This is a genomic window from Botrimarina sp., assembly GCF_040219535.1.
In the GTDB taxonomy this organism is placed as follows: domain Bacteria; phylum Planctomycetota; class Planctomycetia; order Pirellulales; family Lacipirellulaceae; genus Botrimarina.
This window is the reverse complement of record NZ_JAVJSH010000024.1, coordinates 166069-190918: the sequence shown is the minus strand read 5'-3', so window position 1 is coordinate 190918 and position 24850 is coordinate 166069. Positions and strand designations below refer to the sequence as shown.

The window sequence follows — 24850 nt, the reverse complement described above, 5'->3', positions numbered from 1 at the left end:
AACGAAGCAGCGCAGAGTGCGCTGTTTCGTGGCATTCGCGGGCGGGAAACAAACCAAATTTGCCCAAGTCTTCACTATGCCCACACGCGGCGTGAAATCGGGCGAGCGCCCCCACCTCGGGGTGATCGTCGGCAACCGCGACTTCTTCCCGGACCAGCTGGTCACCGAGGCGCGGGCCGACGTGTCGGCCCTGTTCGAGCGGCTCGGCGTCGCTCCGGTATGGCTGTCCGATGAGGAGTCGAAGCTCGGCGGGGTCGAGACCCACGCCGAGGCGCGCCGCTGCGCGGAGCTGTTCCGCCGCCGCCGCGACGACATCGACGGCGTCGTCGTCTGTCTGCCCAACTTCGGCGACGAGAAGGGCGTGGCTGACACGCTCAAGATGGCCGACCTCGGCGTGCCGATCCTCGTGCAGGGCTACCCGGACGACCTGAACCAATTGGGCGTGGCCCGTCGGCGCGACGCGTTCTGCGGCAAGATTTCGGTCTGCAACAACCTGTCGCAAGCGGGCATCCCGTTCACGCTCACCGAGCGGCACGTGTCGCGGCCCGACTCGGATAACTTCGAGCAGGACCTGCGGCGATTCCTCGCCGTGTGCCGTGTGGTGAACGGCCTGCGCGGCGTGCGGTTGGGGGCGGTTGGCGCTCGCCCGGGCGCTTTCAACACGGTCCGCTACAGCGAGAAGATCCTCGAGCGCCAAGGGGTGAGCGTCACGACGGTCGACCTCTCGGAGTTCCTGGCCTCGGCCGGCAAGCTCGCCGACGACGACGCGCGGGTCGCCGCCAAGCTCGACGACATCCAGAGCTACGCCCCCGCGCCCGGCGTGCCGGACGAGAAGATGCTGCAGATGGCCCGGATGGGCGTGGTGCTCTCGGACTGGATCGAGGAGCACGCGATCAACGCCACCGCGATCCAGTGCTGGACCTCGGTGCAGCAGAACTTCGGCTGCAACGTCTGCACACTCATGAGCATGATGAGCGAGCGGTTCATGCCCAGCGCGTGCGAGGTGGACGTCACCGGCACGCTGACCATGTACGCGATGCAGCTCGCCGCCGACTCGCCCGCGGCGCTGGTCGACTGGAACAACAACTACGGCGACGACCCCGACCGCTGCACGCTGTTCCACTGCGGGAACTGGGCAAAGAGCTTCCTGCCCGACATCAAGATCGCGACCGCGCCGATCCTCGGCAGCACGCTCGGAGAGGAGAACACGTACGGCGCGCTGGAGGGCCGCACCCCCGCGGGGCCGCTCACCTACGGGCGGGTCACCACGTGCGACAACGAGGGGCGGATCAAGGCCTACGTCGGCGAGGGCTCGCTCACCGACGACGAGCTGAACACGTTCGGCACCCGCGCGGTGGCCCACGTGCCGGGGCTGCAGAACCTACTGAAGCACATCTGCAAGAACGGCTTCGAGCACCACACGGTGATGACGATGTCGCACTCTGCGCCGGCCCTCGCCGAGGCGTTCGGCACGTATCTCGGCTGGGAGACCCACGTCCACGACCCGGAGGCCGCCACGCGATGAGCCGACCTCTCGAAAAGCGGCGGACCCTCTCCGACGACGACCTCCGCGCCAAGAGCCGCCAGTACCGCCGCGACCTGCTCCGGGCGATATACGCCGCGGGCGCGGGGCACACGGGCGGGAGCCTGTCGTGCGTGGACATCCTCAACGTGCTCTACAACCGCGTGCTGGACGTGTCGCCCGCGAATTGGGACGACCCGCACCGCGACCGGTACGTGCAGAGCAAGGGGCACTCGGTCGAGGCGCTCTACGTGGTGCTCGCCGACCAAGGGTTCTACCCACTGGAGCGGCTGGAGACCCTCTGCCACGGCGGGTCGCCCTTCGTTGGCCACCCGACACGCAAGGTGCCGGGCATCGAGATGAACACCGGCGGCCTTGGCCACGGGCTGTCGATCTCCGTAGGGATGGCGATCGCCGGCAAGCTCGACGACGCCCCCTACCGCGTGTTCACACTCTTGGGCGATGGCGAGCTGGCCGAGGGCTCCAACTGGGAAGCGGCCATGTGCGCCGCCCACTACCGGCTCGACAACCTGACAGCGATCGTCGACCACAACACGCTGCAGATCACCGGTCCCACGCGTGACGTGTGCAGCAACGAACCGCTGGGGGAGAAGTTCGCCAGCTTCGGCTGGGAGGTCCTGTCGATCGACGGGCACGACATCGCCGAGCTGACAGAGGCCCTCTCTACGCCCGCCGCGCCGCGCAAGCCGACCTGTGTGATCGCCAACACGACCAAGGGGCGCGGCGTGAGCTTCATGGAGGGCGTCGTGAAGTGGCACCATGGGGTGCCCAGCGCCGACGAGTACGAGGCCGCGATGGCGGAGCTCGAAACAGGCGACACCAGCCCAGCGGAGGCCGTCCGATGAGCGCCCCCGCCCCCGGTGTGTACTCCGAAGAGGCCCTCGCGATTGCCGACCGGCTCGGGCTGAAGCGTGGCCGCGCGAACCTGGAGGTCTTCGCCGAAACGCTCCAAGAGCTGGCCGAGGCTGACCAGAACGTGCTGGTGGTCACCAGCGACTCACGCGGTTCGGGCAAGCTCAAACCGTTCGGCGAGGCGTTGCCGCGGCAGATCGTCGAAGTCGGCATCGCCGAGCAGAACCTTGTCGGCGTGTCCGCCGGCCTCGCCAACGCCGGCAAGACGGTCTTCGCCGTGTCGCCCGCCTGTTTCCTGGCGACCCGCTCGCTGGAGCAGATCAAGAACGACGTCTGCTATTCCGGCATGCCCGTCACGCTCGTCGGCATCAGCGCGGGCGTGAGTTATGGTGCGCTGGGGAGCACGCACCACTCGCTGCACGACTACGCGGCCCTGCGGGCGATCCACAACGTCACGGTGCTCGCCCCGGCCGACAACCGCGAGACCCGCGCCGCGGTCCGCTGGGCCGCCACGCACGACGGCCCGGTCTACCTACGGTTCGGCAAGGCGGCCCTCTACGACCTGGCGGGCGAGCCCGCGCCGGCCGACCCGCGCGAGGCTTCGGTCCTCCGTGACGGCGACGACGTCGCGCTGGTCGCCACCGGCGAGGCGGTAATCCACTGCTTGCTGGCGGCCGAGAAGCTCGCCGCCGACGGCGTGTCGGCCCGGGTGATCAGCTCGCCGTCGGTCAAGCCGCTCGACGCGGACGTGCTGCTCGCCGCCGGGCGCGAGTGCCGCGCCGTCGTGGCGGCCGAGGAGCACCTCGTCCACGGCGGCCTGGGCGACGCGGTCGCCGCGCTGCTGCTCCGATCGGGCGAGGCGCCCGCTTTCGCGTCGGTCGCGATCCCGGACGAGGACACGTACACCGGTAGCCAGGCGGACATTTTCCTCCGCTACGGTCTGACGATGGAGGGGATCGCCGAGCGAGCCGCCGCCACGCTGGCCGCCGTGGGGGTGACGCCGTGACGTTGCTGCTGGCGATCGACCAAAGCACGTCGGCGACCAAAGCGCTGCTCGTCGACGACCGGGGCGCCGTTCTCGACGCCGCGTCGCTCGACCATCGGCAGCACTACCCACGGGCCGGCTGGGTCGAGCACGACGCCGAAGAGATCTGGCGCAACACCCTGTCGGTTTGCCGGAAGCTCTGCGAGCGCCATTCGGCCGAAGTAGCCGAGGTCGGGGCCGTCTGCCTCACCAATCAACGCGAGACGTTCCTAGTATTCGACCGGGCCACCGGCGAGCCGCTCGCGCCGGCGATCGTGTGGCAGTGCCGCCGCGGCGACTCGATCTGCGAAGAGCTGCGCGGCGCCGGTGTCGACGGTCCGCTCCGCGAGAAGACCGGCCTGCGGGTCGACTCCTACTTCAGCGGGCCAAAGATCACCTGGCTGATGCGCGAGCGGCCCGACCTCGCCGCCCGCGCGCGAGAAGGCGCCGCGGCCGTGTCGACCGTCGACGCCTATCTGGTGCACCGCCTCACTGGGGGCGAGGTCTACGCGGCCGACCCCACCAACGCGAGCCGGACGCTGCTGTACGACATCCGCCGCCGCGCGTGGGACGACGAGCTCTGCGCAGCTTTCGAAGTCCCCCTCGACGCGTTGCCCGAGGTCCGCGACAGCACGGCCGAGTTCGGCCAAACGGACCTGGGGGGCGCCCTGCCCCGCCCCGTGCCGATCCGCGGCGTGATGGGCGACTCGCAGGCGTCGCTCTTTGCGCAGCGGTGCTACGCCCCCGGCGAGGCGAAGGCCACGTTCGGCACCGGCACGTCGGTCCTGCTCAATGTTGGCCCGGAGTTCGTGCCGCCCGCCGAGGGCGCCGTGGGCGCGCTGGCTTGGGTGGCTGGTGGCGAGCCGACCTACGCGTGGGAAGGCTTGATCAACTACTCGGCGGCGACGCTCGCTTGGCTGAAAGACGGCTTGGGTCTGATCCAATCGATCGACGAGGTGGAGCCGCTCGCGGCGTCGGTCCCCGACTCCGACGGGGTTTATTTGGTCCCGGCATTCGCCGGCCTCAGCGCCCCGCACTGGCGGCCCGATGCGCGGGCGGCGATTGTCGGCATGACCGGGCGGACCGGCAAGGCGCACGTGGTGCGCGCCGCGCTGGAGTCGATCGCGTTGCAGGTGGCCGACGTCGTTGAGATGCTCGCCGCAAGCGGCGCGCGGCCCGAGTCGCTCCGCGTCGATGGCGGACCAACCCGCAACCGCCTGCTGATGCAAATGACGGCGGACGTCGCCCGTTGCGAACTCGTCGCCACGAAAGAGACGAACCTCTCGGCGCTCGGCGCGGCGATGGCCGGCATACTGGGCCTGGGCCTCGTCGACTCGCTCGACGGTCTCCGCGAGTTGCCGCGCGAGACATCCCGCTACACGCCGCAGGCCGATCCGGCCGCGGTCGACAAACTCCTCACCGGCTGGCGCGACGCGGTCGCACACGTGCTGTAGCCGATCTATTGGAATAACAACGCCATGAAGTCTCCTTCACGCAGGTTCTGCAGCGGTGCCCTCGTCCTGATCGCCTCGCTAGCGGCCGCGGGCTGTGGCTCGTCTCCCGGCGAGCCGGAACGATCCGCGGCCGGCGCCGCGTCCGGCGACAAAACCGGCAAGATCGCCGTGGTGGTTTCGACGCTCAACAACCCCTGGTTTGTCGTGCTCGCCGACACGGCCAAGGCCCGCGCCGAGCAGCTTGGTCACCAAGCGACCATCTTCGATTCGCAGAACGACCCGGCGACCGAGGCCTCGCACTTCGACAACCTGCTGGCCTCCGGGTACGACGCGGTCCTATTCAACGCGACCGACTCGGACGGCTCGGTCGCCAGCGTGCGCAAGGCGCGCGAGGCCGGCGTGCCGGTTTTCTGTATCGATCGTGAGATCAACGCCGACGACGCGGCCGCCGCCCAAATCCTGTCGGACAACTACGCGGGCTGCGTCGAGCTGGGCCAATACTTCGTCGAGACCGTCGGCGAGCGAGGCAAGTACGCGGAGCTGCTCGGCCTCCTCGGAGACAACAACACGACCAACCGCTCCGACGGCTTCCACAGCGTCGTCGATCGCTACGAAGGCCTCGAGATGGTCGCCCAGCAGAGCGCCGCGTTCGATCGCACCAAGGCGATGGAAGTCACCGAGTCGGTCCTCCAAGCCAACGGCGACATCGTCGCCATCTTCTGCGGCAACGACGCCATGGCCATGGGCGCTTACCAGGCGATCGCCTCTGCGGGCAAGCAGGACCAGATCAAGGTATTCGGCTTCGACGGCGCGGCCGACGCGATCCAGGCCATCCGTGATGGTAAGCTCGCCGCCACGGCGATGCAGTTCCCGAAGAAGATGGCAAGGCAAGCTGCCGAGTACGCCGACGAATGGATCGGCGGGCGCCGCGACTTTCCCCAGAAGACGCCCGTCGAGGTCGAGCTCGTCACGCAAGAGAACGTCGAAGACTACGTCGCCTACGGCGCGAAGGAGTGACCCCCGCCCATGCGCGTGTGGATCAGGCGAATAGCGATCACCGCGGCGCTGGCGGCCGGGCTCTGGTTGGTCCCGCTGGTGCGCCTCGTGCCGATACGGGCCGAGCCGACGCCACCGCCGGACGATTGGGACACGTCGGCCTTCGCCGAAGCCCTGTGGACCGAGAGGCTCCCCAAAGCCATCAAAACTGCCGCCGACGCCGACACGGTGCTCGCCCGACTCGCGGACGACCCCGCGGCCACAGCGCAAGAACACGGCCGCCGCGTGGGCGTCAGCCGCGGTTATTTCCTATTCGTCCGCGGCGAAGGGGTGCTGGGCCCAGCGGAGGGCAAGGGCCGGTCGTTACGCACCCCCGGCGGGCGCCAGCTCGTGCTAGAGACCGGGCCGATCTTCGGCTCGGCCGTCCGCGACGCGACCGGACTCGTCCGCTCGTCCGACGCACCGTCGTCGCGTGAGTACAACGAATTAGCCGACACCCTCAGCCGGATGGCCGAGGCGCGCGCCGCCGTGAAGCTGAAGGCGATGCCCAACGGCGCCCGCGTCCGCTTCGCCGCGTGCGCCAAGGTCACCAGCCCAGCGCGTTTCGAGCCGCCGCTCGCGGCCGTCCCGATCCTCGTCGAAGAGCTGTGAGCCTTCCCGCCTGCACCGCCGAACCGGTCCCGGTCCTCGAGGCGCGGGGCGTCGTGAAGACGTTCCCCGGCGTGCGTGCGCTCGACGGGGTCGACCTGCGGCTGCGCGCCGGGCGGCTCAACGCGCTGATGGGCGAGAACGGCGCCGGCAAATCGACTCTGATGAAGGTGATGGCCGGCGTGCACCCGCCGGACGCGGGCGAGGTGCTCCTCGACGGCGCGCCGGTCAACTTCCGCAACACGCGGGAAGCGCAGGCGGCGGGCGTCGCGATAATCCATCAAGAACTGAACTTGGCCGACAACCTGTCGGTCGCGGAGAACCTGTTCCTCGGCCGCGAGCCCACGGGCCCGCTCGGTTTCATCAACCGCTCGCGCATGCGCGACGAGGCTCGCCGGCTCATGCGACGGATGGGCGTCGACATCGACCCCGACACGCGAGTGGGGCGCCTTTCGGTCGCCACGCAACAGGTGGTCGAGATCGCCAAGGCGCTCGCGCTGGACGCGCGGGTGCTGATCCTCGACGAACCGACCTCCGCGCTGACGGCCCGCGAGACCGACGCGTTGTTCGAGCGGATCGCCCAGCTGAAGTCCGAGGGCGTCGCCCTGGCTTACATCACGCACCGCTTCGAGGAGCTGGAGCGGATCGCGGACGACGTGACGGTCTTCCGCGATGGCCGCCTGGTCGGCGAGCGGCCGTACCCCGAGCTGTCGCGCGACGAGCTCGTGCGGATGATGATCGGCCGCGAAGCGCCGTCGCAGGCGCCGGTCGCTCCCAAGCCCCGCGCCGACGCGATGCTCGTGGTGCGCGGCCTCACGCTGGCCTCCTCAGCCCCGGCGCCCCGGCCGCTGCTCGACGGCGTATCGCTGGAGGTCGGCCGCGGCGAGGTCGTCGCTTTGTTTGGGCTGATGGGCGCGGGGCGGACCGAGCTGCTCGAGGCCCTCTTCGGCCTGCACGCCAAGCGGACGACCGGCGAGGTCATCGTGGACGGTCGGCGGCTCACGCCCCGCTCGCCCCGCCAAATGCTCCGCTCGGGCGTCGGACTCGCGCCGGAAGACCGCAAGGCGGCGGGGCTCGTGCTGGGGCTGAGCGTCGAAGAGAACCTTACGATGGCGACCCTCCGCCGACTGCAGCGCGGCGGCCTCCTCAGCCGCCGCGCCCAACACGACTGCGCAAACCGGTACGTCGAACGCATGCGGATCAAGACCCCCTCGCTCGCGGCGCGGGTGCGGAACCTTAGCGGGGGTAACCAGCAGAAGGTGGTGCTCGGCAAGGTGCTCGCGACCGATCCCAAGGTCCTGCTGCTCGACGAGCCGACCCGCGGCATCGACGTCGGCGCGAAGCAAGAGGTCTACGCGCTCGTCCGCGAGCTGGCCGCCGAAGGGCGCGCCGTGCTGGTCGTTTCGTCCGAAGCCCCCGAGGTGCTGATGCTCGGCGACCGTATCTTGGTGATGAGCGAGGGCCGGCTGACGGCCGAGTTCGGGCGCGGCGAAGCAAGCGAGCATCACCTCATCGAAGCCGCCCTCCCCTCCGACCACCCCCGGGAGGCGGCATGACCGCACTACGTGGCCTCGGCGTGCACGCCGCGCAGCTGCAATCGCTCACCGCGCTAGCGGTCCTGGTGGTCGTGCTGTCGGTATCGACAGAATCGTTCATGTCGGTCGAGAACGGCGTCAACGTGCTGAGGCAGATCTCGGTCAACCTCTGCCTGTCGATTGGTATGACGCTGGTGATCCTCACCGGCGGCATCGACCTCTCGGTCGGCTCGGTCCTGGCGCTGGCCGGCGCGGTCGCGGCCGGGCTGGTGAAAGAGGCGATCCCGCTGCCCGCCCTCGGCTATGCCCTCGAGTTCACCGCCGCCGGGGCGATCGTCGCCGGGGTCGCGGTCGGCCTCGCGTGCGGGGCGTTCAACGGCGCGATGGTCACGCTGTTCGGCTTGCCGCCGTTCGTCGCGACCCTCGGCATGCTCAGCATCGCCCGCGGGCTCACGCTGCTGTGGACCGGCGCGCGTCCGATCACCGGGCTGGGGGAGGTTTTCGAAACGATCGGTTCGGGCGTGTGGCTCGGCCTGCCGGTGATGGCTTGGGTGGTCGGCGGGTTGGCGGTGTTGTTCGCGGTGGTCACCCGGCGGACACGCTTCGGTCGACACCTGTACGCCGTCGGCGGATCGGAACGCGCCGCGGCCTTGTCGGGCGTGCGGGTCGGCTTTGTGAAGCTCTGGGCTTACACTCTGTCCGGGGCATTGGCCGGCGTGGCGGGCGTGCTGTTGGCGGCGCGCCTGGACTCCGGCACGCCACAGGCGGGCATCGCGTTCGAGCTCGATTCTATCGCGGCGGTCGTCATCGGCGGCGCTTCGCTGGCTGGGGGGCGCGGGACCATTTTCGGCGCGGTGATCGGGTGCTTGATAATTGGCGTGCTGAACAATGGGTTGGTGCTGCTCGGCGTGTCGTCGGTCTGGCAGCAGGTGATCAAGGGAGTGGTTATTCTGGCCGCTGTGGCGATCGACCGTGCGGCGAACCGTGAGCGTTGTTAGGGACCGGGAGTATGGACCGACTCAAAGCGACTTACCTGATCGAGACCTCGGCCAGCCTGGAGGACGCGGCTGCGCAGCTAGCCGGCGAACAGTCGTCCGGCACGTTCGTCGCCGTGCCCGGCGAGACCGAAGAGCTCAAGGCCCGATTCGCCGCCAGGGTCGAGTCGGTCACCGCCCTCGAATCGCTGCCCGACCCGACCTTGCCCGGCGGTCGCGAAGGGAAAACCTACCAACGCGGCGAGGTGGTGATCTCTTGGGCGCTGGAGAACTTCGGGCCAAATCTGTCGACGATCATCTCGACGGTCCAGGGCAACCTTTACGAGCTGAAGTGCTTCACCGGTCTGAAGCTGATCGACCTAGATTTCCCCCCGAGCCTCGTCGACCAGTTCGCCGGCCCCCGGCACGGGGTGGAAGGGACGCTCCGGCTAGCCGGCGCCGAGCGTGGGCCGCTGATCGGAACGATCATCAAGCCGAGCGTCGGCTTATCCCCGGCCGACACGGCCGAAGTCGTGCGCACCCTGGCCGAGGCGGGGATCGACTTCGTCAAGGACGACGAGCTGATGGCCAACCCGCCCCACTCGCCGTTCGACGAGCGCGTCGACGCCGTCATGCGGGTGCTCAACGACCACGCCGACCGCACCGGCAAGCGGGTGATGTACGCGTTCAACACGACCGACGACCTCGACGCGATGCTCCGGCACTACGACAAGATCGCCGAGTCCGGCAACACGTGCGCGATGGTGAGCCTCAACAGCGTCGGCGTGGCCGGGGTGAAGAAGCTGTGCGAGCACGGCGAGTTGACGATCCACGGCCACCGCAACGGCTGGGGAATGCTCACCCGGCACCCGCTGCTGGGGATCGAGTTCCCGGCTTACCAAAAGCTCTGGCGGCTGGCCGGCGTCGATCAGCTCCACGTGAACGGCATTGCCAACAAGTTTTGGGAGCCGGACGACTCGGTCGTGCGGTCGATCGGGTCGTGCCTCGCGCCGATGGCCGGACTCCAGCGCGTATTGCCGGTCGTGTCCTCCGGCCAGTGGGGCGGTCAGGCGTTCGAGACCTGGCGCCGCACGCACACGACCGACCTGCTTTACATGGCCGGCGGCGGGGTGATGGCCCACCCGGGCGGCCCGGCGGCCGGGGTGACCGCCCTGCGACAGGCTTGGGCCGCGGCGGTCGAGGGCAAGTCGCTCGGCGACGCCGCCAAAGAGCACGCCGAGTTCCGCCAAGCGGTCGAGCGCTTCGGCGACGAGGCGTCCCGTCGGCAGCTCGCCTGATCCCGGTCGGCAGACCCCGCTTTTCTTCAACTACTCGAGGCGACCGCGTGAAAAAGCTTGGCTTGATCCACACGTCCGCGACGCTGGTCCCGGTATTCGCAGAGCTCTGCCAACAGCGGCTGCCTGGGGTGGCTACGTTCAACATCGCCGACGACAGCCTCATCAAAGAAGTGATTGAAGCCGGCCGGCTAACCGCTAGCGTGTCGCGCCGGGTTGTGTCGCAGGTGGTCTGCGCGGCGGAGGCCGGGGCGGACCAGGTGCTGGTGACCTGCTCGTCGATCGGCCCCGCCGTTGAGCTCGCCGCTGGGCTGGTCGACGTGCCGGTCCTGCGGGTCGACCGGCCGATGGCCGACGAGGCGGTCCGTACCGGCGGCAAGATCGGCGTCGCGGCGACGCTGCCCACCACACTCCAGCCAACCGCCGAGCTGATCCGCCGCCGCGCGGCCGCGGCCGGCGCCCGGGTCGAACTCGTCGAGCGGCTCTGCGAAGGCGCGTTCGACTGCCTCATGTCCGGCGACGCCGCCACGCACGACGCCCGCGTCGGCCAAGCGATCGTCGAACTCGCCGAACGATGCGACGTGGTCGTGCTGGCCCAGGCGTCGATGGCGCGGGTGGTCGAGGGACTGGAGGGCCTGCCGAGCGACACGCCGATCCTCTCCAGCCCCGCGCTGGCGATCTCTTATCTGGCGGACGCGTTGTGAACTTGAGGAAGCTGCAAACCGCGGGGCTGGCGGCCGCGCTGATCGCGGTGTTGGTCGCCGTGGCGGCCTACGCGATGGGCCAAGCGCCGCTCGATCGGTACGCGCTGGTCAGCGGCTTGGTCCTGCTGGCGCTGGGGGTCGGGACGATCGGGTCGCTACGCACGCTCACGTTCACCGCGTGGGTCGTGGCCGCCGTGGTCGCCGCGGTCGTGACGCCGGCCATCTTCCAGCCCTTCCCGCCGGGCAGCGCGAGCTACAAGCTGCTGTTGCTGCTGTTGATCCAGGCCGTGATGTTCGGCATGGGCACACAGATGGGGCTGCGCGACTTCGCCGGCGTGGCCCGCTCGCCCGCGCCGGTCGGCATCGGGCTGCTGTGCCAGTTTTCCATCATGCCGCTGCTGGGTTACACGCTGGCGGTGGTGTTCCGGCTCCCCGCGGAGATCGCCGCCGGGATGGTGCTGATCGGTTCTTGCTCGAGCGGTCTGGCGTCGAACGTGATGGCCTACATCGGCGGGGCGAACCTCGCTCTGTCGATCACTTTGACCGCCGTAGCGACGCTCCTGGCGCCGGTCGTCACGCCCTTTTGGATGACAACGCTCGCGTCGTCGCTGCTGGAGGGAACGACCGTCGATCTCAGCTTCCTGAGCATGATGGCCGGCATCGTCAAGATCGTGCTCGTGCCGACCGGTGCGGCCCTGGTGCACGACTACCTGCTCAACGCCGGCCGCGCCGGCCGCGGGGTCGTCTACGCTCTGGCGGCGGCCGGCGTCGCCGTGCCCGCGCTCTTGATCGGCGGAGTCGTCCAGCCGTCCAGCGACACGCGGTTGCTGGTCGAAGTCACGGCCTGGGTCCTTGGCGGGGTCGCCTTCGGCGTCGCCTACCACGCGGCGGTCACCGCGCTGCCGCTGATCGCACGGGCGATGCCCGCTGTAGCGATGGCGGGGATCGTGTATGTGACCGGGATGACGACGGCCGAAGGCCGCGAGCACCTGATGACGGTCGGCGTGGCGCTGGTCGCAGCGGCCGCGCTTCACAACCTGCTCGGCTTCGTTCTGGGCTACTGGATGAGCCGCGGCCTCGGCATGGACCGGCAATCGGCCCGGACCGTCGCCTTCGAGGTCGGCATGCAAAACGGCGGCATGGCGACCGGCCTAGCCGTCGAGATGGGCAAGCTCGGCACCCTCGGGCTGCCCGCGGCGATCTTCATCGCTTGGATGAACATCAGCGGGTCGCTGCTCGCCACCTTCTGGCGCCGCCGCCCGGTGGACGGCGAACACGCTGCATCGGTGCGATCTCCCGCCGATGGCGCTAGCCCCAAGTAGCAGCCTTTAGCGATCAACACGAACAGCAACTCCGATCTTCGCTATGCTCCCAAAGAAAATTCTCCTCGCGCTGCTCCTCTTTGCTACACCGAGCGTCGCGCAGCCGTCGGTGCGTCTCGGCGCCGATGGGCGGCTCGAGTACTCCGCCGGCGACCGGGGCGACCGCGTGCCCGACTTTTCTAGCAGCGGCTACGCAGGCGGAGACCGCGAGCCGCCGATCGCGCCGGTCCGCGTCGTGGTGTCGCCCGCCGACGGCGACAACACGCCGCCTATCCAAGCGGCGCTCGACCGAGTGGCTGAGCTCCCGGCAGCCGAGAACGGCCTGCGCGGCGCGGTGCTGCTGGCGCCGGGCGAGCACCGCGTCGACGGGCGGCTGCGGATCGCGGCCGGCGGAGTGGTCCTGCGTGGCGCCGGCGCCGACCGGACCCGGCTCGTGGCCACCGGCCCGAGCCGCGCGCCGGTCGTGCGGATCGGCGCCGCCGCCGACCAGCCGGTCACCACGGACGAGGCCGTCGAAGTCACCGACGACTACACCGCCGTGGGCGCACGAGAGCTAACTCTCCCGGCTGGCCACGGCTTGGCCGCCGGCGACTGGGCCGTGGTGACGCGCCCCTCGACCGACGAGTGGATCGCCACGCTCGACGCCCGCCGCGACGGTGTCGGCTGGCGGGCCGGGCGGACCGACGTGCGCTGGGTGCGCCGGGTGGAGGCGGTCGACGGCGGCGCCGTCACGCTCGACGCTCCGATCACCAGCTCCCTCGACAAGCGGCTCGGGGGCGGGACCGTGGCTCGAATCACCACAGACAAACGAATCGCCGAGGTCGGCCTCGAGGACTTGACGCTCGTCAGCGAGTCGACCTCCGACAACCCTCACGACGAGGACCACGCCTGGCACGGCCTCGTCGCGGACGACGCGCGGAACCTGTGGGTTCGCCGCGTCCGGTTCAAGGGCTTCGCCGGCGGCGCGGTCCTGTTGCGCGAGGGCGTGCAGCACGCCACGGTCGAGGATTGCTTGTCGATCGAGCCGGTTTCGGAGCTGGGCGGGTACCGGCGGCACACGTTCTTCACCCAAGGGCAGCAGACCCTCTTCCTCCGTTGTTGGAGCGAACACGGGCTGCACGATTTCACCGTCGGCCACTGCGCTGCCGGGCCGAACGCGTTCGTGCATTGCTACGCTCACGAGGCGCTCGGCGACAGCGGGCCGCTCGAAAGCTGGGCCTCTGGCGTGCTCTACGACAACGTGCGGATCGATGGCGGAGACCTGTTCCTCGGAAACCGTTGGATCAACCCCCCCGGCGCCGGGTGGTCGGCCGCCAACTGCATGGCTTGGCAGTGCCAGGCGGCCCAGCTCCATTGCTACTCGCCGCCGAGCGCGCAGAACTGGGCCGTCGGCTACTGGGCGCGGCCCATCGGCGACGGCCTGATGAGCGGCCTGAGCGACTTCGTCCGCCCGACGAGCCTCTTCCAGGCGCAGTTGTCTGAGCGGCTCGGCGATCAGGCCGCCCGGCGTGTCGAGCCGCTGCTGCTCGAACCGGAGGCCTCGACCAGCCCGACCATCGACGCGGCGGCCGGGTACGTCGCCCGCTCGAACGAGCCGCCTCCGACGCTCCGCGACGTGGTCGAGGAGCGGCTAGCCGCCGCGGCCGAGCCAGTCGCACGCGACGCAGAAGAAGCCGAGGGTCTCGCCGCCGTCTCCGCGGCACAGGCCGGCGAGAAGACGCTGCGGATCGAGAATGGCTGGCTGACGATCGACGGCCGCGTGGTCACCGGCGGCTTGGTGAGCCCCACCTGGTGGCGCGGCACGATCCGCCCCGACGACGCGCAGGCGTTCGGCCCAGCGATCACCCGCTACGCACCGGGACGATACGGCGTGGGCCTGACCGACGAGCTGGACCAAGTCGCGGGCTGGATGCTTCGCGAGGGCCGGGTGGTCTACGACCACCACTACGGTCTCTGGTACGACCGCCGGCGCGACGACCACCTGATGGTCCGCCGCGCCACGGGGGAGGTGGCGCCGCCGTTTTACGAGCAACCCTTCGCGCGGACCGGCCGCGGCGCGGCGTGGGACGGCCTGAGCCGCTACGACCTCTCGCGGCCGAACCCTTGGTACTGGAATCGGCTCGCCGATTTCTCGGACCTTTGCGACCGGCACGGCCTCGTGCTGATGCACCAGTGCTACTTCCAGCACAACGTCCTCGAGGCCGGAGCCCACTGGGCCGACTCGCCCTGGCGGCCGGTCAACAACGTGAACGGCACGCCGTTCACCGAGCCGCCGCCATACATCGGCGACAAGCGGATCTTCATCGCGCACCAGTTCTACGACCTCGACAAGCCGCGCCTGCGCGAGCTGCACGAGGGGTACCTGCGGCAGTGCGTCGACGCCTTCGCCGAGAATTCCAACGTCATCCAGCTCACCGGCGACGAGTACACCGGCCCCTACGAGTTCACACGGTTCTGGCTCGAGACCTTGGCCCGGCTTCGCAAGCAAGCCGGCGGGGGGGGGCTGATCGGGCTCAGCGCCACCAAGGACGTGCAAGACAAGCTTCTGGAAGACCCCGCCACAAGCGACGCGGTCGACCTCATCGATATCCGCTACTGGTGCTACACACGCGACGGCGGCCTCTACGCCCCGCCGGGCGGAGCGAACATGGCCCCGCGGCAATTCCAGAGGCAGTCTCGCGCCGGGGCCGGCGACTTCGCGTCGGTCGCCCGCGCGGTCCGCGACTACCGCACGGCTTACCCGGACAAGCCGGTCACGTTCTACGCGGACCGCTTCTGCCGCACGCCGCGCGACGGATGGGCGGTGCTGATGGGGGGCGGCTCGCTGGCGGAGGTCCCGCCGTTGCCCGAAGGGCTGGCCGAGGCGCTCGTCGCGATGCGGCCGATCGACGACGGCGCCGACCGCCTGACGCTGGCCGACGACCGCGGCGGCCGATTGGTGTACGCAATGGAATCGGGGGGGCGCCTGCGGCTGCCTGCCGGCGCCGCGCAGCGGTACGAGGTGATTTGGATCGATCCCGAGACCGGCAAATCGGCCGGCCGGACGCGCGCGGCGGCCGGATCGGAAACCACGATGACAGCCCGGGTCGCGTGGGTGCGACCGCTCTAGCGCCGCGGCTAAAGCCTTGGCAGCCAGACCGACATCTCCGATGGCCCCCGGTTGCCCCACGCGTAGTACGGCACGAGCCGCGCGCGAAAGGGCCGCGTGTCGCCGGCGGCGGCGGGCCGGTAGAGCGCGTCCCACGCCGGTTGCGGGGCCGCGTGCAACTGGGCCTCGATCGCCGCGCAGCCGCCGAGCAAGTCGGGCTCGTGGGTCACCGTGAACCCCGCGCCGGGGTCGAGCCGCACCGAGTCGATGTCGACGCCGTCGGGAAGGTCGACCGATTCCAAGCAGTACACGATCGGCCCTCGCTGCACGGCTAGCTGGTTGCGGGTCTCCTCGACCAGCGGGTGTGACTCCATCGGCGTGACCGGCATCGGCAGCGTCAGCTCGACCCGATCGCCTGGGCTCCACGCGCGCTCGATCACCGCGTAGCCCTTGCTCGTCGCGGCGTCGACCGCGTCGCCGTTCACGCGGAGCTCCATGCCGGTCGCCCACGCCGGGCGGCGGAGCCGCAGAGCGAAGGGCTCGGCCGGCGCGGCGTCGATCGTGACCGCAATTCGGCCCTCCCACGGGTACTCCGTCGACTGCCTGAGCGTCAGTCGGCCGCCATCGACCTTCGTGTCGAGGCGGTTCGCCCCGTACAGGTTGACCCACACGCCCGAGTCGTCGACCGCGTAGGCGTAGCCTCCGAGCTGTGCGAGAGTCCGCACCACGTTCGGAGGGCAGCAGAACGACACGATGAACTCTTCTCGGCGTCGCGACCAGCGGATGTCGGTCGGCGGGTTGTCGGTCGCGCGCAGCGGGTTGGTGTAGAAGTACTCGGTCCCCCGCAGGCTCACGCCGGCGAGCACCGCGTTGTGCATCGCCACCTCGATCCAGTCGATGTGCCGCCCTTCGCCGGTGGCGAGGAATCGCCGCCAATTCCACAGCACCGCGCCGACCGCGGCGCAGGTCTCGTTGTGGGCGGTGATGTTGGGCAGCTGGTAGTTGCGGCCGTAGGCCTGGTGCACGCGGGTGATCTGCTCCTGGCTGGGCGACGCGTCGGGCGACGCGCCGTCGTACAACGCGCCGCACGCGCCGGTGATATAGAGCTTCTTCCGGACCACGTTGCGCCACACGGCTTCGAGCGGCTCGCGGAGCGAGTCGTCGCCGTTCTCTAGCAACACGTCGGCCGCGCCGGCGTAGAGGTAATTGGCGCGCACCGCGTGGCCGACCGCCTCGCGCTGGTCGACGAACGGGACACGGTCCTGGTTGTCGTCGCCGCCGCCGCCGTCGACGCCCGCGGCCACGTTGCGGAGGCCGATCACGTGCTCCGCCAAGCGGAGGTAGCGCTCGTCGCGCGTGGTGCGGTAGAGCTCCACGAGCCCCATGTAGTGCGAGGGGCAGACCGCCTGTCGCGCCATCTTTTCGGATGGGTCGGCGAACGCCTTCTCTAAGAACTGGGCGGCCCGCTCCGCAGCGGCCAGCAGGCGGCCCTCGCCGGTGGTGCGGTGGTGGATGCAGCCGGCTGTCATCAGGTGCCCGAGGTTGTAGACCTCAAAGTCGTGCCGGTCGGCGAACGGGCGGGCCGACCGGTCGCCGTTGCGGCGGGCGATCAGGACCGGCGTGTGCAGGTAGCCGTCGTCGCGCTGCGCGGCGACGACCGCGTCGACCGCCTTGTCGACCGCCGCCCGCAGCGACTCGTCCGGCGCCACGGCGAGCGAGCTGCACGCGGCCTCGATCCACTTGTAGAAGTCGCCGTCGTTCCAAGCCGCGCCGTGGTAGTCCCCCTCGGCCCGGCCCGCGGCGATCAAGAAGTGCTCGTAGAACGGCTTGTGCTCCGAGTCGCGCATCAGCTCCCACATCGCGGGGAGCGACCGCTCGCGGTTCACGCCCGTCCGCTCAGCCCAGAAACCCTCGGTCCAGCGGACCTCGTCCACGCCGACCGGCCGCGCGACCGCGTGCGGGCTCTGCGTGGTGTCGGCGACAACCACCGGCGCCGCCGCAGGGCACGAGGGCGTTGCGGCCAGCGTTGCGGCGGCGCTGAGGGCGAGTGTGCGGAACATGCTTGGCGGTTTACTCCTTCACCCGGGTGATCCGCAGCGCGACCCACGGCTTGCCCGGCAGGTCGACCACGCGGCCCGACTCGTCTTTGAAAACGTACTGCGAGTCCTGCTTCGCGACGAACTCGCCGTCGACCGGCGTGGTGGTCATGTTCCACGTGTCGAGCACCTCGACCTTAAACCGCATGCCGTCCTCGAGCTCGTGCCGCGGGAGAGAGAACTCCCATTCGGTCGGCTCCCCGGCGCCCAGGTAGACCAGGTAGTACTCGGCCGGCTTGCCGCACACATTGGTGTGCTGCCACTTGTCGATCAGGTTGAGGCCCTCGCGGGGCGACGCGTCGAGCACCTCCTTGAGGAAGGCGATCCGTGCGGGGCTGTCCCCCTTCAGCACCCCGCCCTTGGCCCACCAGAGCACGTCGTCGTCGGCCAGGTAACACTCGCCGTGGGTCACGTAGCAGCCGGCGATCGTGCCTTCCCAGAAGCGGTGGACCATCTCCTCGGCCGACAGGTTGCCCCAGCGGAGCGGGATGTCCCCTTCGTACTTGACTTCGTCGAGGACGATTGGCTTGGGGTACACGTCGCGGTACAGCGCAGCGCGGCCGGCGTCCTCGGCTGCCGAGCCGTTCTGGATGCTCGCGTGCGTGAGCCGCGGGTCGTTGTGGTCGTACAACTCGTACCCGTTGTGGATGCCGGTCAGGCGGCCGTAGGGGTCGGCGTCGGTCACCACGCCGATCATCCGGACCCAGTCGTCGCGCGTCTTGTTCTTGTCGAAGTCCCACTCGTTGGCGAGCGACCACCACACGTTGCGGTAGGCCGACAGCCGCGCGACGACGTAACGCAGGTACGCGTCGCAAGCCTCCGGCGGCATGTTGTCGAAGCCCCAGCGGCCGTTGTCGTACGGGTGAAGCAGGATCAAGTCCGCCTGGATCCCCAACTCGCCCAGCTGCTGGATACGCTTCTCCAAGTGGCGAAAAAACCCCGGGTTGTAGCGCGAGAAGTCCCACTCGTCGGGCGGCGTTCCCTCGAATGCGTACCGCGGCGGGTCGACCTCGTTCCACGAGTACCACTTGGGGAACACACACATCCGCACCTTGTTGAACGGAGCGTCGGCCAGCGTGTCGAGCGTTTGCTCCTCGAGCTCCTCCGGCTGCGAAGTCCATGCGTAGCAGGTCGTGCCGATCGGCTTATACGGCGCGCCGTCGGCGTAGGCGAAGTGGTAGGTGTGGGCGACCTCGACAGGGCCGTGGTTGCCGCGGCCCGGTTCGTCGACGGAGAAGTCTCCTTTCTTGCCCCCGAGGCCCTCGGCGTTGCTGTGCGTCTCGTACGACCACTCGCCGGTCGTCGGCGGCGAGAACCGCACGCGGTACACACCGTCGCCGTCGTAGAAACCCGGCACACGGATCGACTCGTCGCCTTGTGAGAAGGTGGCCGCGAAAGTCACGCCGACGAACGGGTTGCCCTCCGTGGGGCCGTCGAGCTCCACCTCGTACACGCCCCACCGCTCGCAGTCGCCGGCCGACAGCGGCGCGGCGATGAGCAGGACGCAGAACAGTAGGCAGGCGCGGTGGAGTCGGTTCATGGTGGCGTGTGCTCGGGCGCCGGCGAGGCGCCGTTGTGAAAACTGGTGGTGTGAGGTTGTGCGGGGTGGGCGATTGCTACGAATCTATTCACCCCCCGGGCGTGGCGCCCTCGGCGACTGTCAGCTCGCCGCCGAGCCGCACTGACTCACCGGCGGCGAGGTCGAGCACGTGCCGGCGATCGCCGCACGCGACCACGGCGGGCTCGCCCAATCGGGAGTGGATCGTCACGTGATCGAGCCGGCCGTCGCTCCAAGCAAGGTCGACGACGAAACCGTCGCGCGTGCGCAGGCCTGTGAGCCGGCCCTCGGGCCACGCTTCGGGCAAGGCCGGCAGCACGTCGATCAGCCGGGCGCCGTCGTCGGTGCGGCGGTGGGACTGCACGAGCATCTCACACACACCCGACGTGGCGCCGAGGTTTCCGTCGATCTGGAACGGCGGGTGGGCGTCGAAGAGGTTCGGGTAGAGGCCGCCGCCGTTGTAGTCGGTCTTCGGCGAGCCGGTGAGCGTCATCAACCCGTCGAGCACCCGCCACGCCCGGTCGCCGTCGCGCAAGCGGGCCCAGAAGTTGACCTTCCACGCGCGCGACCAGCCCGTGCCGCCATCGCCGCGGAGGTCGAGCGAACGCCGCGCGGCGTCGAACAACGCCGGCGTGTCGGGCGTGATCTCTCCGCCCGGGTGCAGCCCCCACAGGTGCGACACGTGGCGGTGGCGGTTGTCGGGGTCGTCGACGTCCTCGAGCCACTCTTGGAGCTGCCCCAGCCGCCCGACCTGGTTCGGCGCGACGCGGCGCCGCGCCTCGGCGAGCCGTTCGCGGAACGACTCGTCGACGCCGAGCGCCTCGGCCGCCCGGATCGTGTTCCCGAATAGCGAGCGGATGATCTGGTGGTCCATCGCCGGGCCCATGGCGAGGCCGCCCTGCTCGGGCGAGTTGCTTGGGCCGCTGATCAGCCAGCCGGTTTCGCTCCGCGGGTCCTCGACCAGGTAATCAAGGAAGAACTCCGCCGCGCCCTTCATCAGCGGGTAGGCACGGTCGCGGAGGAACGCCTCGTCGTGCGTGTAAGCGTAGTGCAGCCACAGGTGCTCGCAGAGCCACGCGCCGCCGGAGGGCCAGATGCCGTGGTTCGACGCGTTGATCGGCGCGGCGCCGCGCCAGCGGTCGAAGTTGTGGTGCAGCACCCAGCCGGGCGCGTCGTAGTGTTCGCGGGCGACCTCCTGGCCGGCCTGGGCGATCTCGGCGATCGCGTCGAACAGCGGCTCGTGGCACTCGTGCAGCCCGCACGGCTCGGCGAGCCAGTAATTCATCTCCGCGTTGATGTTGGTCGTGTACTTGCTGCCCCACGCCGGGTCGAGGTCTTCGTTCCACAGGCCCTGCAGGTTCGCCGGCTGCCCGCCGGGGCGGCTGCTGGCGATCAGCAAGTACCGCCCGTAGTGAAAAACCAGTGCGGCCAGGTCATTGTCGGGCGACCGCTTCGCATCGAGCAGCCGCTGGTCGGTCGGCTTCGCGTCGGCCTCCTCCGGCGGCGGGCCGAGCGTGAGGCCCACGCGGTCGAAGAGCGAGCGGTGGTCTTCGACGTGACGCTCCAACAGATCTGCGTAGGGCCATTCTGAAATCCGCTCCAGATCGCGTTGCGCTAGCGAGCCGGGCTGTGCGGACAAGTCGCGGAAATCGACCACGTTGGTAGCCGCCGTCAGCACGATAGTCGCCTGGCTCGCGTCCGAAACCCTGACGACGCCGCCGCCCGTTTCTGTGTCGCCATCGGTCGACAGGACTTGCAGGCAGGCGGCGAATCGCACCTCGCTGGGTGGCACGCCCTCGCCGGGCCGCGCCCGGTCGTTGACTCGGCCGCTCAACAGCAGCGCGCCGCGGTCGGTCGGCTTGGTTTCCGATCCGTCGTGTGGGCTGGTCAGCTCGGCCTCGAAGGCGAGGCCACCCGGCTTGTCACAGGTCAGACGCACGACGACCGCGCGATCGGGGTGCGAAGCGAAGACCTCCCGCTCGTAACGGGCGCCGTCGATGGTGTAGGTGGTCGTCGCGACGGCTCGGCCGAGGTCCAGCTCGCGCCGGTAGTCGGCTGGAAGCGCGCCGCCGTGGCCCAGCCTCAGCGTGACGTCGCCCAGCGGCTGGTAGTCCTGTTGCCGCAGCGGCCGCGACATAAACTGCCGCGCGGCCAGCTGTTCGGCCTCGCGCTGCCGCCCCTCGAAAAGGAGCCGTCGGATCTCCCCCAGGTGCTCGTGCGCGCCGGAATGCGCATAGCTGTGCGGGCCGCCGGTCCACACGTTCTGCTCGTTGAACTGCAGCCGTTCGCGGCCGACGCCGCCAAAGACCATCGCGCCCATCCGGCCGTTGCCCACCGGCAGGGCCTCCACCCATTGCTCGGCCGGCCGGTCGTACCGAAGGCGCCACTCACGCTCGCCGGCGCCGGCGGCGGCCGCGGCGGCTAGCGACACGGCGGCAAGTACGAAACGAGTCATGGTTGCTCTCCCCCAGGGGCCTCGAGCGCGTTGCTGACGATGCGTTGCAACCCGTCCGCCGTCGTGACCGGGGCGCCATCGGCGAAGACCCGCAGGCCCGCGCCCCGCCCGTAGCGCTCGCCCGAGCGGTCCCAGACGATCGTCAGCGTGTGTCCGTGATAGGGCACGCCGTCGAGGCAGAACCAGTCCCACGTGTCGTCGGGCAGCAGCGGATCGACCTCCACGCGGCCGTCCGCCCGCGGAACGAGCCCCGCCAGCCCGGTGATCACAAGGTCGCAGAAGGTCGAGTGGTTGTAGTAGCGGCTGCGTTTCTCCTTCGGGCCCGTGATGAGCCACGCGCCGGTGATCTCATCGTGGTACTCGCCGATGTAGGCGGCGCCGTCTTTTTCGTGGGCGGTCGCGTACCGCAGCAGTTGCTCGAAGTAGTCGCGCTTGCTGACGTATGGCTGCTCCGGGCCGCGCAACAGGTTGGCCAATCCGCCGAGCGTCTGAGTCGTCGCGAAGGGCCAGACGGCCCCGTCCCACTCGCACGTGCCCACGCCGCGGGTGCGGAACTCGGGGTGACGGCGCTCGGCGGTGGTCAGGCCGGCCGGCGCCCAGAAGCCGCCGTGGTCGCGGATCTGGCGCCAGGCGGCCGCGTGCCGCGGCTCGGCGACGCCCCACAGCCATGGGATGTAGCCGATCGCCTCACGCGCGTCGGACAGCTCGCCCGAATCGAGTCGCACCTTGAAGAACTCCGCCTCGGCGTCCCACATGGCAGGTGCGAACTTGTCGAGGAGCTCGTCTGCTTTGGCCTCGAACTCCCGCGCCAGCTCGTGCCGCTCGGCCTCGGCTGCTATGGCGGCGATCGCCCGAGCGTTGGCGATCATGTAGCTGTTGATCGTGGGCCGCACGTTCTGCGCGCGTCGGCCGCCGCTGATCGATTCCTCCATTCCGTCGCGGACGTCGTACTGCCAGAACAGGCCGCTGGGGAGCATCCGCTCTTCTTCCCATCGGCGATAGTCCGCGACCAGGTCGTCCAGCAGCTCCAGCGCGAGCGACGAGTCACCGGTCACCCGCCGCCGCGCGTCGACCGCCGCCGCGACCCAGCCGCTGAATTTGTGCAGGTGCGGCTGGGCCCCGCCGCCGGGCCCGCGCCGGAACCAGAACCGGAGGTACTCGTCGAGCAACGCCGTGTCGCGGAGCCAGCGCCCCTCGGCCAAATGATGGCCGATCGCGCACGCGATCGTGTTGTACGGCCCCGCGTGGCTCACCGGCGTGATGAATTCGGTCAGCACACGGCCGTCGGGCGTGGCCTTGACGTGCTTTCGGTACGTCCACCAGCGGAAGTAATAGGTCTCGACGAGTCGCGTCGAGGGGCAGTCGAAGCGCGGCGCGTTGTCGGCGATCCACTCCGCCGCCGCGCTGTTAGGGACCAGGTTGACGACCGTTTCGTCGTCCGACGCGTTGAAGCGCTCGACGAACGCACGACCGTGGTCGGCCGGCAAGACCGGCGCAGGGCCCGGCGCGGCGACGGCCGTCGCTCCTATCACCCCGAGTGCGGCGGCGGCGACAGCCGCAAGGCGCCTTGCCGGGCGCCGCCCGCGGCGCTCAGTAGCTCTGCCAGAACAGGTCGACATAGGTCCGGGGCGTCGGCCACTCCTGTTTCGGTGCGCCCGGGTCGAGCCCGTTGAGGAAGTCTTCGATGTTGGTGTAACCGTCGTCGTTGAGGTCGCCCGCCGCGTCGGAAGCGTCCTCCGGGTTGAGCCCGTGCGAGCGCTCCCAGTCGTCCGGCATACCGTCGGAGTCGGCGTCGGCGTAAGGCTCTCCGCGGTACTCGGGGTAGCCGCCGACTTGCTCGATGTCGGTGATGATGCCCTTGCCTTCTTCGTAGGTCACCGTGCCGGTGCGGACCATCTCGACGATACGCTCGTCGACCGGGTCGCGCTTCGGCAGCGTCGCGCCGGCGTTCTGCAGCACTTGTTCGTACGCGTCTTTGGCCGGCCCGATCTCGATGTACGAGTGCGGGTAGGGGGTTTCGGAGCGGATCTCGGCGAGCAGCTGCTCTTCGTTGGGGGTCCGCACCCCCTTCTTGAGCGGCTCGCGCGGCTCTGGGATGTCGACCTGCACGCCGCCGTCCCAGTTGTCGGCGGTGACGCGCGGGCTCCCTTCGACGACGTTGCCGTCGACGTAGGCCTTGCCGTAGTCGAGCAGGTAATAAGGGCTCCGGCGCTGCTCGGGCTTGAGCACGCGGTAGGCGATCGGCTCGTCTTTGGGAGTGACCGGACCCGGCTTGTAATAGTTGTTAATCAGCGTGTAGAAGCTGCGGTGGTCGCCGCCGTCGACCGTTCGGTGACGCCAGTTGTAGAGCACGTTGTTGGCGAACGTGAAGTCGTAGTTCATCCCCACGCTCGGGTTGCGGCCGGTGTTGCACGCCCAAAGGTTGTGGTGGAACGTGCTGTTGTAGCCGCCCAGGGTGCTGCCGAACGCGTGGTTGTAGGTGTCCAGGCCCTCGCTGAAGATCGAGTTCTGGATGGTGATGTTCACCGTCGGGAGCTTCAGCTCGCGGCCGCCGTCGGGCGGCTGGTACATGTGACGGTACATCGACAGGTTCTCGTCGAGGCCCCAGCTGGCCGACACGTGGTCGATCATGATGTTGCCGACCGGGTTCCCACCGAGGGAGTCGTTGCGGTCGCCGACCCACGTGTCGCCGCGGCGGAACCGCATGTGGCGGATCACGACGTCGTGCGTCTCGATCTCGACGGTGTCCCCCGCGATGCACACGCCGTCGCCCGGAGCGGTGGCGCCGTTGATCGTCAGGTACGGCGCGCGGACGATCAGCCGGCTCTCCAGCTCGATCACGCCCGCCACGTTGAAGACCACGATCCGCGGCCCGCCGGCTTCGAGCGCCTCGCGGAACGAGCCGGGGCCGCCGTCCTCGAGCGTCGTGACGACATACACCTTCCCGCCCCGCCCGCCGAAGCTGTACATCCCCCCGCCCTGCGCCCCCGGGAACGCCGGGACCTCCGCCTGCGGGAGGTCGTGCGGCCGGCGTGCGCCCGGCAGGTAGGGCTTGCCGTTCTCGGCGGCCGCCATGATGGCTGGTTGCGCGGCGGCCCAAGCCTCGTCGGATCGGCGGTACACCTCGTCCATGCGGCGGCGGCTCTCCTCCGCGACGTTGGGCGTGATCGTTGGGTACTGCGCGCAGGCCGACCAAGCGAAGAGCACCGGCAGCGCGAGCGATAGAGCGGCAGTGAAGCGGAAACTCAAGAACTTTCCTCGTTGTCGTTAGGTGAGAGGGGCCTCGTGAGCCCAGCGGGTCGCGGC

The 24850-nt window shown here is 69.6% G+C and carries 17 protein-coding genes; 12 read left to right on the top strand and 5 right to left on the bottom strand.

Annotated features, from left to right (window positions below):
* Positions 1-76: 76 nt before the first annotated feature.
* The 12 genes from RIC11_RS14560 to RIC11_RS14505 are packed head-to-tail and all read left to right on the top strand — an operon-like array spanning position 77 to position 15456.
* Complete coding sequence (locus tag RIC11_RS14560) at positions 77-1525, top strand: L-fucose/L-arabinose isomerase family protein (protein ID WP_350212542.1); 1449 nt, start codon at positions 77-79, stop codon at positions 1523-1525.
* Positions 1522-2388, top strand: a complete 867-nt coding sequence (locus tag RIC11_RS14555) for a transketolase (protein WP_350212540.1) — start codon at positions 1522-1524, stop codon at positions 2386-2388. Before RIC11_RS14560 ends, RIC11_RS14555 begins: the two co-directional genes overlap by 4 nt.
* Positions 2385-3401 (top strand): transketolase family protein, encoded by a 1017-nt coding sequence (locus RIC11_RS14550; protein ID WP_350212538.1) that lies wholly within the window; start codon positions 2385-2387, stop codon positions 3399-3401. Before RIC11_RS14555 ends, RIC11_RS14550 begins: the two co-directional genes overlap by 4 nt.
* Positions 3398-4873, top strand: coding sequence for an FGGY family carbohydrate kinase (locus tag RIC11_RS14545; RefSeq protein WP_350212536.1), 1476 nt, complete (start codon positions 3398-3400; stop codon positions 4871-4873). Before RIC11_RS14550 ends, RIC11_RS14545 begins: the two co-directional genes overlap by 4 nt.
* Before the next feature lie 24 nt (positions 4874-4897).
* Positions 4898-5890, top strand: coding sequence for a D-ribose ABC transporter substrate-binding protein (locus tag RIC11_RS14540; RefSeq protein WP_350212534.1), 993 nt, complete (start codon positions 4898-4900; stop codon positions 5888-5890).
* Between the two features lie 9 nt (positions 5891-5899).
* Positions 5900-6520 carry a DUF2291 family protein gene (locus RIC11_RS14535; protein WP_350212532.1) on the top strand — a complete coding sequence of 207 codons (621 nt, stop codon included), beginning with the start codon at positions 5900-5902 and terminating at the stop codon, positions 6518-6520.
* Positions 6517-8073, top strand: a complete 1557-nt coding sequence (locus tag RIC11_RS14530) for a sugar ABC transporter ATP-binding protein (protein ID WP_350212530.1) — start codon at positions 6517-6519, stop codon at positions 8071-8073. The genes RIC11_RS14535 and RIC11_RS14530 overlap by 4 nt, the downstream gene beginning before the upstream one ends.
* Complete coding sequence (locus tag RIC11_RS14525) at positions 8070-9050, top strand: ABC transporter permease (protein ID WP_350212528.1); 981 nt, start codon at positions 8070-8072, stop codon at positions 9048-9050. The genes RIC11_RS14530 and RIC11_RS14525 overlap by 4 nt, the downstream gene beginning before the upstream one ends.
* A gap of 11 nt (positions 9051-9061) precedes the next feature.
* Positions 9062-10324 (top strand): ribulose-bisphosphate carboxylase large subunit family protein, encoded by a 1263-nt coding sequence (locus RIC11_RS14520; RefSeq protein WP_350212526.1) that lies wholly within the window; start codon positions 9062-9064, stop codon positions 10322-10324.
* 47 nt (positions 10325-10371) lie between these two features.
* A complete protein-coding gene (locus RIC11_RS14515) occupies positions 10372-11025 on the top strand; it encodes an aspartate/glutamate racemase family protein (RefSeq protein ID WP_350212524.1) in 654 nt (217 codons plus the stop codon).
* Between the two features lie 2 nt (positions 11026-11027).
* Positions 11028-12347, top strand: coding sequence for a bile acid:sodium symporter family protein (locus RIC11_RS14510; protein WP_350212523.1), 1320 nt, complete (start codon positions 11028-11030; stop codon positions 12345-12347).
* A gap of 43 nt (positions 12348-12390) precedes the next feature.
* A complete protein-coding gene (locus RIC11_RS14505) occupies positions 12391-15456 on the top strand; it encodes a DUF6298 domain-containing protein (protein ID WP_350212521.1) in 3066 nt (1021 codons plus the stop codon).
* An 8-nt stretch (positions 15457-15464) separates the two neighbouring features.
* Here the strand turns inward: RIC11_RS14505 and RIC11_RS14500 are convergent, their stop codons facing one another.
* From RIC11_RS14500 to RIC11_RS14480, 5 genes are all read right to left on the bottom strand, one after another.
* The gene (locus RIC11_RS14500; RefSeq protein WP_350212520.1) at positions 15465-17495 is read right to left on the bottom strand and encodes a glycoside hydrolase family 127 protein; all 2031 of its coding nucleotides are present in this window, start codon (positions 17493-17495) and stop codon (positions 15465-15467) included.
* Between the two features lie 10 nt (positions 17496-17505).
* Positions 17506-19071 carry a DUF5060 domain-containing protein gene (locus RIC11_RS14495; RefSeq protein WP_350212519.1) on the bottom strand — a complete coding sequence of 522 codons (1566 nt, stop codon included), beginning with the start codon at positions 19069-19071 and terminating at the stop codon, positions 17506-17508.
* An 88-nt stretch (positions 19072-19159) separates the two neighbouring features.
* Positions 19160-21544, bottom strand: coding sequence for a glycoside hydrolase family 95 protein (locus RIC11_RS14490; protein ID WP_350212517.1), 2385 nt, complete (start codon positions 21542-21544; stop codon positions 19160-19162).
* Positions 21541-23076: an MGH1-like glycoside hydrolase domain-containing protein gene (locus RIC11_RS14485; RefSeq protein ID WP_350212515.1), complete on the bottom strand. Its 1536-nt coding sequence runs from the start codon at positions 23074-23076 to the stop codon at positions 21541-21543. The genes RIC11_RS14490 and RIC11_RS14485 overlap by 4 nt, the downstream gene beginning before the upstream one ends.
* Before the next feature lie 58 nt (positions 23077-23134).
* A complete protein-coding gene (locus RIC11_RS14480) occupies positions 23135-24793 on the bottom strand; it encodes a pectate lyase family protein (protein ID WP_350212513.1) in 1659 nt (552 codons plus the stop codon).
* Positions 24794-24850 lie beyond the last annotated feature (57 nt).